The organism is Bradyrhizobium sp. INPA03-11B, from assembly GCF_040446015.1.
GTDB lineage: Bacteria > Pseudomonadota > Alphaproteobacteria > Rhizobiales > Xanthobacteraceae > Bradyrhizobium > Bradyrhizobium macuxiense_A.
In genome coordinates this window covers 16,849-28,646 of sequence record NZ_JASGSR010000007.1, presented here as the reverse complement: position 1 = coordinate 28,646, position 11,798 = coordinate 16,849, and the positions used below count along the sequence as shown (strand labels likewise).

Below are 11,798 nucleotides of genomic sequence, written 5' to 3'. Positions count from 1 at the left end.
GGCCTCATCTCAGCCATGGGCAACGGCCGTTTCGTTGCAAGAACTTTTGTGATCTCAGCCGGCGCGGCGTGCGAAAGGATTGCGCCCGGCGGCCGGCGCTCCACATCTTGGTGGATTGAGTGGCTGATCGTGCAGGTAGCGGAGCGTTGAGAGGCAACCGATGAGGCCGACGGATTTCGTCCCCAAGGGAAAGCAGTCCTTCGCCGATGTCGTCACATGGGCGGTGGGTTACTTTTGCGGCGAGGCGTTGGGGTGGGCCGGCGTCTTTCTGGTCTTGTTGGCAGGTAGCTTCAATATCTGGGCTGGCCTGGCCGTCCTTTTATGTCTTGCGCTGTTTGTCACGCTGATTCTGCGGCGAGAGCTCAAACTGGACATCAGAGCCCTCGATGATCCCAACGACAATCCCCGTGCGAACCGATTGATCGGCAATACCTCCGCCAGCGCCTCAATCCGAGCGCATTGGAGCGCGCGTCGCCCGGCCGCGCCTCGTCCGAACGGTCGTATGACCCGCGCGCTCGACGCGTTGGAAGATATCGCAGTTCGATTTGCGATCGAATTTTCCAAATCCGTCGCCATCATCGTTGCCCTGACGCTGGGCATGGGTTTTGTCGCTGAAGTGGTTGCGTACGCTCTATCCGACCGGGATGTGAGTGGCGCCTTTGGGTCTGGTCTGGCCGGAGTTGCTGGAGGCGCCCTTGGCTTGGTCCTCGGCGTCGTGATCGTGCTCAGGCGCATTGCCGATATCGAAGATTGATCGGCGATTCCGCAGGGCTTCTTGGCGAACCGCCACATGCCGAAAATGTGCTGATGAAAGCGGCTTACACCTGCGGCCGATCCACCCTACCTTCGCCCTGCACAGCCTTAACCGATCCGATCCGGAGCGAGACCCATTCCCCAACTCATTTTCGGCCTGACCAGCCTCTTGATCCTGGCCCGCTTCATCTGGCCGCTCGATTGGCCGCTCCCGGCAAAGATTGTCGCAGCGTTGCTGGTGCTGGTCGCCTTGCAGTTTCACCGCTGGAACAGGCTGTCGTCGGGATCGGAATTCTCGCCGGAGTTTCCGCGTCCGGTGGTCGCGCTGTTCAACTGGGCGTTCGGCGCGATCATGCTGCTGGCGCTGCTGCAACTGGCGCTCGATGCCGGACTGGTCGTTGCCGCGGTGATCCACGGCGGCGTCGTCGGCGCGCCTGACGGCGTCCGCTACGCGATTGCAGCGCTGGCGGCCATAGCCGCAGCGATCGGCGTCCATCAGGCGATGCGCATTCCGCCGCTGAACGATATCGAAGTCGCCATCCGCGGACTGCCGCGAGAGTTCGACGGCTACACCATCCTGCAACTGACCGATCTTCACATCAGCCGGCTGTTTCCCGCGCCCTGGGCGCGCGAGGTCGTCGCGCGGTCGAACAAGCGCGGCGCCGACCTGATCGCGATCACCGGCGATCTGATCGACGGCACCATCGATGCGCGGCGGAGCGACATCGCGCCGCTGCGCGACCTCGTGGCCGCCGACGGCGTCTACGTGATCTCGGGCAATCACGAATATATCTTCGGCTATGACGGCTGGATGGCGCACTATGAGGCGTTGGGCCTGCGCTCGCTCGAGAACAGGCACATCGTGCTCGAGCGCGGCGGCGGCCGCCTGGTGATCGCGGGGATCACCGACCGCGCGTCGCGCCACCGGGGGCATTCGATCCGCGACCTTGCCGCGGTTCTCGAAGGCGCCCCCAAAGGTGCGCCAATCATCCTGCTCGACCACCAGCCGAGCGACGCACGAAAGGCGGCTCGGCTCGGCGTCGCCCTGCAACTCTCCGGCCACACCCATGGCGGATTGATCCTGGGGATCGACCGCCTGGCCGCGCGCGCCAATGCCGGCTTCGTCTCGGGCCGCTACGACGTCGACGGGATGACGCTCTACGTCAACAACGGCACCGCGCTGTGGCCGGGTTTCGCCTTGCGGCTCGGCCGGCCGTCCGAATTGACGCGGATCACGCTGCGTGTGGCGGGCGATGCCTGAGTGATGTGTGACGGATGCGATGATGCCATTGCGAGGTTGTCAAAAATACCTCAGCCGTGTGGCGCAATGCTCCCGGGGATGACGGATCGACCTGATTTCCCTGTCAAACGGCTAGGCCGGTGTCATCACCCGCGAAAGCGGGTGATCCAGTATTCCAGAGACGCCGGTGCTGGAGCCGAAAGGCCGCGGCGTACTGGATCGCCCGGTCCTAGTGCGCAATTGCGCACATGGCCGGGCGATGACGGTGTGGGTGAGGCGCAGCTTCGCGCTCTCGCGCCATGATTTGTCCGAGCTGTGCTCCTCGTCGCGTTGCGACGAAGCGAAGCAATGCATGGTTCAAGTTATGAACAAGTCGCCGCGGATGCCGCACGGTTAAGACATTGGTCATCTCTTTGCTCTCATTTTCACGACCTCATTCAGCAGGAGGCACCATGTCTGACATCACCATTCCCGGCGGAAAAATTCGTTCCTTCGTCGAGCGGATCGAGAACCTCGACACCGAAATGCAGGAACTCAGCGAGCAGAAGAAGGAAGTCTTCTCCGAGGCGAAGGGCGAAGGTTTCGACGTGAAGATCCTCAAGGAGATCATCAAGCTGCGCAAGCAGGACCAGGACGAGCGCGACGAGCGTGAGAGCTTGCTCGATCTCTACATGCGAGCGATGGAAACCGCGCCGGCAGAAGACAAGACCGCCAAGGCGGCGTGAGGTTTGCGGAGGCGCGTCGTGCGCTTCCATCAGCAACCAGGGAGTAGGGCGGATTAGCGACTTGTCCGCCTGATCTCATTGAGCGAAGGCGGAAGCGTAACCCGCCGCGACTGGGCGAAATGGCGGATTACGCCGGAGAGCCTTAAGCCGCCCTGCGCCCGCTGCTGGCCAGTCAATGGCAAGATAATGTCATGCTCCCTGAAAGGCGAATTGCAGCGCGATTATTTCAGAAGCGCCGCGACAGCCACATAATCCATCCAATGCAATCGGCGATCCCAGAATAAACCTATCGACGCACGGAAGCACCGCGATGCGCCTTCCGCACGACGCGTATTGACCGCGAGCCGCGCGATCCTTATTGGCGAGCGCGGAAAATTCCGATGCAACGATACGGGATGGCCTCGATGCAAGTGACTTTGATGAAGGGCAAGATTCATCGCGCGCGTGTCACCGAAGCGGACTTGCACTACGAGGGCTCGATCTCGATCGACCGCAACCTGATCGATGCCGCGGGCTTCCTGATCAACGAACGCGTCGACATCTACAACATCGACACCGGCGCGCGGTTCTCGACCTATGTGATCGAGGCGCAAGCGGGCTCCGGCACCATTGGACTCAACGGCGCCGCCGCGCGCCTGGCGCTGGCGGGCGACAAGGTCATCATCGTCGCCTATGCCGGCTTCGACGCCGAGGAAGCGCGCAGGTTTCGTCCGCGTGTGGTGATCGTTGACGAGAACAACCGGCGGGTTGAGGCGGGCGGGATTTCGTCCGCTGCCGCGTTGGTGGAGGCGTAGGCTTGGCTCGCCGCGTCGTCTATTTGCGCCGGTCGGGTTAGCGACTTGTCCGCCGTAGCTCGTTTGAGCGAAGGCGGAAGCGCAACTCGCCGCGACTGTTGCCAGCGAAACGGCGGATTACGCTCACGGCCAATTCTACCGCGTCACAGTCGCTCTTTCCTCTTTTTGGGAGGCTGCCAGCCGTCATTGCGAGCGAAGCGAAGCAATCCATTGGGCCGCAAACGCGGATAGATGGATTGCTTCGTCGCTGTCGCTCCTCGCAATGACGGGGAGAGAGCAGTGCTCATCCGCCCCACGCTTGCCGAGCAGCCCCCGCCAGATAGCCAGCGCATCATTTCCTTGATCTCATTTCGGACGCTTTTGTGCGGCGATGGTTGTCGAAAGACGCAACGCGGATTTGGACGTGGTGATGCTTTCGCGAAGGCTTGTCAATGTTGCTTCGATGCTCGTGCTCGGGACTTTACCGGTCCGCGCGCAGCAGAGCGCCGCGTATGATGCGTGCATGGACAAGGCAGAAGGTGTGTCAGCCAAGATGCTCGATTGCGGCAAGGCCGAAATCGACCAGTGGGACACGAGGCTCAACACCGCCTATCAGGCCCTTCTCGCCAGCTCGAAGGGCGAAGCTCACGCGCAATTGCTCGGCGAGCAGCGGGCCTGGCTGAAGCATCATCTCAGCGAAACCCATCGCCTCGCCGCGGACCCCAACAACGGGTCCGTCGCGTTCCTCGACTCCCAGGCGTTCGAATTGAAGGACATCGCCGACCGCACGCTGCTGCTTGAAAGGCGCGCCCACGCCTCGCGGTAGACGGTGCTGTTTTGATTGTCAGCGAGTAGGGCGGGCTAGCGAATTATCCGCCGTAGCTCATTGAGCGAAGGCGGAACCCGCCGAAACTGTTGCCAGGGAAGGCCCGGATATTGCTTCGCTCACGCGGGCTACGCTTGCTACTTGGCCGCAATCGGTGGCAGCACCGTTCGAATCGCACTTGAGACGTCTGGCGCGATGTTGTTTCGCAATGCTCGCACGATCCATTGCTCGAATAAGGCCTTGGAAGTGTCTTTCGCTTTACAAGCGATACTCAATATTCCCTTATTGTCGTACCATTTGAGCAGTTCGGGTGCATTTCTTTCCGCAATGGCTTTTTGAAGGCTTTCAGACGCCAGTCTTGCTAAACCTGTTACGTCTAGCGTGCTTGTCTTTACCGTGTAGTCTTCTGAAAGCGCTGTCACGTCTGAAGCGTCGCTGAGGTCGATTTTTTTTAGAATGCGATCGATCCTTCGCCGACAGTATCGCATCACTATCGGAGCCTGATTTTTGAGGTCTGCAGCATGCGCGAATAGTTCGTCTAGAACATTGGACATCTTGGTCTGTAAGGCCGCATCGGCGTAACCCTCGGCCTTTGCTATCGCCTCAAGGACGCTGGGCAGAAGAAATAGGTTTTCGATTTCCGAAACGGGCAGAATCGCGATGCCCTTATCTCCCAACAGCTCAACCTCCGAGGAGTCGTAGGCGTCGGAATCGACTATGCCTCCACAAGTTACGCGTGTGAGTGCGGCGTTGGCCCGCATGGTGGTTACCGCGTGAATGACTTCTTCACATGAGCCGCGAGGAATGACAGTCCAATCGGGATAGCAGGCTCGGTAAATGGCTTGATCAAGACTCCGTCCCCGTCCTTCGACAAAGAGCACGGGCTTGCGGCTACCAAGGATCAGGGTCGTGATATCTTCGCTAAACCCTGTGTCTTCAGGCACCGCATCAATCGTCCAGCCATTCGTCGGACTGTAGTCCCGCAAGACAAACTTTTGGCCTTCACGCGATGCCACAAATTCGAGATCGTGCGATATGAAAACCATCGCACAGTCAGGGCGCGCCGCCTCGAGCTCATCCCAAAGGCGGGACATAATCGAGCGGTGGATATGCAGTTCAGGCTCATCAAAAATCAGAACACTGCATGGAGCTGCCGTGAGCGTCTGTCCAACCAAATAGAAAACTGCGCGCTCCCCGTCACTCATGTCGCCCGCTCTGTACTTTTGAGCGGTTCCGGTGACGATGGCTTGGATATCATCACCGGTAATATCGAGTTTTCGATTGGGAAGGACACGATCCCAAATTTCGACGAGCCGTTCCAACTTGGTAGGGGAGGCTGGTTGGTTAGAGCCAGCGCGTGCGTTCTTATGTGTTTGAAGTGCTACGTTGGCCTGATCGGCAAAGAGAACTTGCACTAAGAGATCGTAGTCATTCAGTAAGAAAGTCGCTGCGCTGCCGTTCCAGCGTACGTTTTCGCGGTTATCGATAGTAGATCCTTCGTGGGCGTGACCGGTCCTGAGTCCCATGGTAGCTACTCGCTCGCTGAGCTTCGGTACTGAAGGATTCAGGTTAAGAGCTCGATGCGCGGAGATGCGATGGGCCTTGTCGTTTAGATTCTTTTCGATGTTGACGGCCAGCCTAGTCTTGCCGGCGCCATTTGCACCGACGAATAGAATAGAAGTGCCCGGATCAACTTGAAGGTTCATCGGAGCAGTTGGCGTCGGGATTGAGAAGCGAAATGTCATGTCGTCCGGTGTCGTTTCGGCTTGCTGGATCGAATCGGAGTGGTTACGGGCGGATACTACAACCGTTAGTATTGGTTGCGTCGAGCAGAAAGCAAAAGGGCCGCCCATTCGTTGGGCGGCCCTCATTCTTAATTTGTGATAGTCTTCCGATCTACCGCCTCACGAACACCCCGTCGTGCTGCCGCACGTATCGCACTTCATGCAGGTGCCATTCCGCACCAGCGTGAAGTTGCCGCACTCCGAGCACATCTCGCCTTCGTAGCCTTTGGCCTTCGCTTCGGCGCGGCGCTCGGCCTTGCTGGGGGCGACGGCTGCGGCGGTGCCGGGCTTGCTCCACTGTTGCAGGGCCTCGAGCTTCTCGGTGGGCGAGAGGTCGTGGCTGACTTCCTGCTTCAGGGCGACTGCGCCTTCGACGGTGTCGGAGGCGCCGCGCGCGGTTGCGCCGTGGGAGGCGAGCGCGGTGACGCGGCTGCCGCCGGCGGGGGCGTTGTCGGCGTTGCCGGTGACTGCGGTCGAGCCGCCGCGCATGACGACGAGGTTGTCGGTGCGCGACCGGGTCAGGCCCTTCGACAGGTACTTTGTCGCCTGGTGCTGGGCGGGGGCCTCATCCGGCTCCTTGCCTTCCTCGACGCCCTTGCCGAGCGCGTCGAAGCCACTTTCGTTCGGATCGACATGGGCGAGGTCGAAGCGCGACATGTAGCTCACCGCGAGCTCGCGGAAGACATAGTCGAGGATCGAGGTCGCGTACTTGATCGAGTCGTTGCCCTGGACGGGACCCGCGGGCTCGAAGCGGGTGAAGGTGAAGGCGTCGACATACTCTTCCAGCGGCACGCCGTATTGCAGACCGAGGGACACCGCGATCGCGAAATTGTTGATGAAGGAGCGCAGCGCCGCGCCTTCCTTGTGCATGTCGATGAAGATCTCGCCGAGCCTTCCGTCGTCATATTCGCCGGTGCGCAGATAGACCTTGTGGCCGCCGACAACCGCCTTCTGGGTGTAACCCTTGCGGCGATCCGGCATCTTCTCGCGCTCGCGCATCACGACGATGCGCTCGACCAGCTTCTCGACGATCTTCTCCGAGACCTGGGTGGCGCGCGCCGCCATCGGCTTGTCGTAGAGCGCTTCCACCGCATCGTCCTCGTCCTCATCGTCGGCGATGAGCTGCGAGTTGAGCGGCTGCGACAGTTTCGAGCCGTCGCGGTACAGCGCGTTGGCCTTCAGCGCCAGCTTCCACGACAGCAGGTAGGCGGACTTGCAGTCCTCCACCGTGGCGTCGTTCGGCATGTTGATGGTCTTTGAGATCGCGCCCGATATGAACGGCTGGGACGCCGCCATCATCCTTATGTGGCTCTCGACCGAGAGATAACGCTTGCCGATCTTGCCGCAGGGATTGGCGCAGTCGAACACGGGATAGTGCTCGGCCTTCAGATGCGGGGCACCTTCGACCGTCATCGCGCCGCAGATGTGCACGTTGGCGGCTTCGATCTCTCGCTTGGTGAAGCCGACGGCCTGGAGCAGGTCGAAGCCGGGGGCTGCGATCGCCTCCGCGCCGATGCCGAGCTGGTCGCGGATGAAGTCTTCGCCAAAGGTCCACTTGTTGAAGGCGAACTTGATGTCGAACGCGGTCGGCAGCGCCTTCTCGACCTTGGCGATGGCTTCATCGGTGAAGCCTTTTGCCTTCAGCGTCGAGGCGTTGATCCCGGGTGCATTCGACAGCGAGCCGTGGCCGACGGCGTAGGCCTCGATCTCGGCGATCTCGCTCTCGCGATAGCCGAGCGCGCGCAGCGCAGACGGCACCGCCTGGTTGATGATCTTGAAGTAGCCGCCGCCGGCGAGCTTCTTGAACTTGACCAGTGCGAAGTCGGGTTCGATGCCGGTGGTGTCGCAATCCATCACCAGGCCAATGGTGCCGGTCGGCGCCACGACCGTGGTCTGGGCGTTGCGATAGCCGTTCACTTCACCGAGCGCGAGCGCGTCGTCCCACGCCAGCTTGGCATGCGCGACGATGTCAGCCTGCGGGCAGGAGGCGTGATCGAGCGGCACCGGGTTGACCGCGAGTGCTTCATAACCACCCGCGTTGCCGTGGGCGGCGCGGCGGTGGTTGCGGATCACGCGCAGCATGTGCGCGGCATTCTTCTTGTAGCCCGGGAAGGTGCCGAGCTCCGCCGCCATCTCCGCCGAAGTCTTGTAGGAGATGCCGGTCATCACAGCGGTCAGCGCGCCGCACAGTGCACGGCCTTCCCTGGAGTCATAAGGCAAGCCCATGGTCATGAGCAGGCCGCCGATATTTGCAAAACCGAGGCCGAGGGTGCGGAACTCGTAGGAGAGCTCCGCGATCGCCTTCGACGGGAACTGGGCCATCATCACGGAGATTTCGAGCACGATGGTCCAGAGCCGGCACAGATGCTCGTAGGACTCGACGTCGAACCGCTTGGTCGTGGTGCTGTAGAAGGTCAGCAGGTTGGCGGAGGCGAGGTTGCACGCCGTGTCGTCCAGGAACATGTATTCCGAGCACGGATTGGACGCGCGGATGTCGCCGGACGCCTTGCAGGTGTGCCAGTCGTTCATCGTGGTGTTGAAGTGCAGGCCGGGATCGGCGGAGGCCCAGGCGGCGTAACCGATCTTCTCCCAGAGGTCGCGGGCCTTCAGCGTCTTGGTCACCTTCCTGGTGGTGCGTCCGACGAGATTCCAGTCGCCGTCGGTTTCCACTGCGCGGAGGAAGTCATCCTTCAGCGACACCGAGTTGTTGGAGTTCTGGCCGGAGACGGTGAGGTAGGCCTCCGAATCCCAGTCGGTGTCGTAGGTGTCGAACGAGATCTCCTTGTAGCCCTGCTTGGCGAACTGGATGACGCGCTTGATGTAGTTGTCGGGCACCAGCGCGCGACGCGCGAGCTTGATCTCGCGGCGGAGCGCCGGGTTCTTCTCGGGATCGAAGCAGTCGTCGCCAGAGCCTTCGCAGTTGACGCAGGCCTTCATCACGGCCTTGAGGTGCTTCTGGTTGATCTTGGAGCCGGTGACGAGGGCGGCGACCTTCTGCTCCTCCTTCACCTTCCAGTCGATATAGGTCTCGATATCGGGGTGATCGGCATCGACCACGACCATCTTGGCGGCGCGGCGCGTGGTGCCGCCCGACTTGATCGCGCCGGCGGCGCGGTCGCCGATCTTGAGGAAGCTCATCAGGCCGGACGAGCGGCCGCCGCCGGACAGCTTTTCGCCTTCGCCGCGCAGGCTCGAGAAGTTGGAGCCGGTGCCGGAGCCATACTTGAACAGGCGCGCCTCACGCACCCAGAGGTCCATGATGCCGCCCTCGTTGACGAGGTCGTCGCCGACGCCCTGGATGAAGCAGGCATGCGGCTGCGGATGCTCATAGGCCGACTTGGACTTGGTCAGCTTGCCGGTCTTCCAGTCGACGTAATAGTGGCCCTGGCCGGGACCATCGACGCCATAGGCCCAATGCAGGCCGGTGTTGAACCACTGCGGCGAGTTCGGCGCGACCATCTGCTTGGCGAGTTGGAAGCGCAGCTCGTCGAAGAAGGCGAGGGCATCTTCTTCCGTGGAGAAGTAGCCGCCCTTCCAGCCCCAATAGGTCCAGCAGCCGGCGAGGCGATCGAACACCTGTTTCGCGCTGGTCTCACCGACGATGCGCTCGTTCTCCGGCAGCGACGCCAGGGCCTCGGTGTCCGGCACCGAGCGCCACAGCCACGACGGCACGGTCTCTTCCTCGACCTTCTTCAGGCGCGCGGCAACGCCGGCTTTGCGGAAATACTTCTGCGCCAGCACGTCGGAGGCGACCTGCGACCAGAACTCCGGAACCTCGACGTTCTCGGCGCGGAACACGACCGAGCCGTCCGGATTGCGGATCTCTGAGGTGGTCAGGCGGAAATTGATCCCTGCGTAGGGGGATTGTCCGCTGGTGGTGTTGCGTCGTTCGATTCGCATGGTCGAGCCCCGTCACTTCTTCTGCCCGGTCCCACGTTTCCCCGCAGGTTGCCGGAATGTTATCTGTTCGCGGACTTCGGAACACGCGTGCACGCCTCCCGTCATCCGCAGCTCAGCCGGTGGATCCGGCCTGTTCTCTCGTCCGCTCGGCGCCGGTTTGGCCCGGCCCTGCGGCGGCACAATCCCTGGGGGGTGCCCGACTGGGTCGGGTCCTCCGGGTCATGCATTCAACGCCCCAAAACGCTTCACGCGACACATCACGCGTACGCTTCTCGCGGGCCGGTTACGGCCTCTGTTTCCGGGTCCTTCTCGGCCCGTTTGTCGTCCCCCAGCCTGGCCTAAAAGACCGGCCCAAAATCAGGGCAGAAAAGCCCTTCACCCGCGGCCCGAAGGCCTGGCGGAGTGGTCATTTTGGAACCCTTGTGGGAGCGACCGGCGGGGACCCAAACACACTCGCGCCGAACAGGTTGAAAGCTAGGCCATGTCCGTCACGCCCGTCAAGGACTAGTACGAGTTTCTGAATCAAACACTAAATATGGTGGAAGGAGGGGGATAACAGGGGTCGATGCCGCGCCTGTGATCGAGCCAACTATCGGTGAGTCCTCAGGGATTCCCAAGCCAAAAAAATTCGCTCCACCTGTGGATTGGAGTTTCGCCCCGCTGTTCACAGGCGAAGTTTTTATTCGCCGTCCCGGATTGAATTTTTGGGACTCACGTAGGCCTACGGGCAAACTACGGATCAGGCATGTCAGAGCCGTGATGGTCGGGCGACAAAATCGCGGGCAAGGTGCGGCCGACTCACTTCCTTTTCATACCCATTTCGTCCCCTTGCCGGGTTCCATGACAGATAAGAAGCCTCACGCGCGGCCGCGCCTTGCGCCCGCCGGCCTGATGTTCCTCGCCATCACCTCGGTGGGCTGGGGGTTCAACTGGCCGTCCACCAAATTCCTGCTCAGCGAGCTGCCGCCGCTGACCCTGCGCGGCACCACCGGGGTGATCGGCGCCGCGCTGCTCGCCGCGCTGGCGCTGATCCGTTCCCAGAGCCTGCATGTCGAGGCGAAGCTGTGGCCGCGCCTTGTGCTATATGCGGCGCTCAACGTCACCGGCTGGATGGTGCTGATGGGGCTGGCGCTGCTCTGGCTGCCGGCGAGCGAGACCGCGCTGATCGCCTACACCATGCCGGTGTGGGCCTCGCTCCTGGCCTGGCCGGTGCTCGGCGAGCGGCCGACGCTGCTGCGGACCATCGCGCTTGTGATGGCGTTCGCGGGGCTTGCCGCGATCATGGGCGGCAACGGGATTTCCGCGAGCGAGGAGAAGCTGCCGGGAATCATCATGGCGCTCGGCGGTGCGTTCGGCTTTGCGCTTGGCACGGTGCTGGCGAAGAAATACCCGCTGGTGATGCCGCCGATCCCGGCCGCGGCCTGGCAGATCGGCCTCGGCTGCGTGCCGATCGCAATCGTCGGCCTCCTGATCGAGACCACGCATATCGACCGCATCACGACGGTGGGCTGGTGGCTCTTGGTCTATTCGACGCTGATCCAGTTCTGCGTCGCCTATGTCGCGTGGTTCGCCGCGCTTGCGCGGCTGCCGGCTTCAGTCGCGGCGATCGGGACCATGGCGGTGCCTGTCATCGGCGTGATCGCCTCCGCGGTCGCGCTGCACGAGCCGCTCGGGCCGATCCAGATCACAGCGCTGCTGTTCACGCTGGCCGGCGTCGCGCTGGCGACAAGGTAAGTTCTTTCTTCCTTCACCGCGTCATTGCGAGGCGCGCAGCGCCGCGGCAATCCACTGTCTCCA

At 61.9% G+C, this 11,798-nt stretch carries 8 protein-coding genes; 6 read left to right on the top strand and 2 right to left on the bottom strand.

The genetic code is table 11. From position 1 onward, the window contains the following. Nucleotides 1-160 precede the first annotated feature (160 nt). The 5 genes from QMZ05_RS04350 to QMZ05_RS04330 all read left to right on the top strand — a co-directional run bounded on the left by QMZ05_RS04350 (nucleotide 161) and on the right by QMZ05_RS04330 (nucleotide 4,317). The gene (locus tag QMZ05_RS04350) at nucleotides 161-754 is read left to right on the top strand and encodes a hypothetical protein (protein WP_353699658.1); all 594 of its coding nucleotides are present in this window, start codon (nucleotides 161-163) and stop codon (nucleotides 752-754) included. A gap of 135 nt (nucleotides 755-889) precedes the next feature. Continuing rightward, a complete protein-coding gene (locus QMZ05_RS04345; protein WP_353699750.1) occupies nucleotides 890-2,014 on the top strand; it encodes a metallophosphoesterase in 1,125 nt (374 codons plus the stop codon). A 431-nt stretch (nucleotides 2,015-2,445) separates the two neighbouring features. Further along, nucleotides 2,446-2,718 carry a DUF2312 domain-containing protein gene (locus tag QMZ05_RS04340; RefSeq protein ID WP_353699657.1) on the top strand — a complete coding sequence of 91 codons (273 nt, stop codon included), beginning with the start codon at nucleotides 2,446-2,448 and terminating at the stop codon, nucleotides 2,716-2,718. A gap of 404 nt (nucleotides 2,719-3,122) precedes the next feature. Further along, on the top strand, nucleotides 3,123-3,512 hold the full coding sequence (panD, locus tag QMZ05_RS04335; RefSeq protein WP_353699656.1) for an aspartate 1-decarboxylase: 390 nt from the start codon (nucleotides 3,123-3,125) through the stop codon (nucleotides 3,510-3,512). A gap of 403 nt (nucleotides 3,513-3,915) precedes the next feature. Further along, nucleotides 3,916-4,317, top strand: a complete 402-nt coding sequence (locus QMZ05_RS04330; RefSeq protein ID WP_353699749.1) for a lysozyme inhibitor LprI family protein — start codon at nucleotides 3,916-3,918, stop codon at nucleotides 4,315-4,317. Between the two features lie 137 nt (nucleotides 4,318-4,454). On the opposite strand, the gene QMZ05_RS04325 is transcribed toward QMZ05_RS04330, so the two are convergent. Together QMZ05_RS04325 and QMZ05_RS04320 are read right to left on the bottom strand one after the other, a co-directional pair. Further along, nucleotides 4,455-6,062 carry an AAA family ATPase gene (locus QMZ05_RS04325; RefSeq protein ID WP_353699655.1) on the bottom strand — a complete coding sequence of 536 codons (1,608 nt, stop codon included), beginning with the start codon at nucleotides 6,060-6,062 and terminating at the stop codon, nucleotides 4,455-4,457. 159 nt (nucleotides 6,063-6,221) lie between these two features. Then, nucleotides 6,222-10,001, bottom strand: a complete 3,780-nt coding sequence (locus QMZ05_RS04320) for a vitamin B12-dependent ribonucleotide reductase (RefSeq protein ID WP_353699654.1) — start codon at nucleotides 9,999-10,001, stop codon at nucleotides 6,222-6,224. A gap of 840 nt (nucleotides 10,002-10,841) precedes the next feature. Between QMZ05_RS04320 and QMZ05_RS04315 the strand changes: the two genes are divergently transcribed. Further along, complete coding sequence (locus QMZ05_RS04315; protein WP_353699653.1) at nucleotides 10,842-11,735, top strand: DMT family transporter; 894 nt, start codon at nucleotides 10,842-10,844, stop codon at nucleotides 11,733-11,735. Nucleotides 11,736-11,798 lie beyond the last annotated feature (63 nt).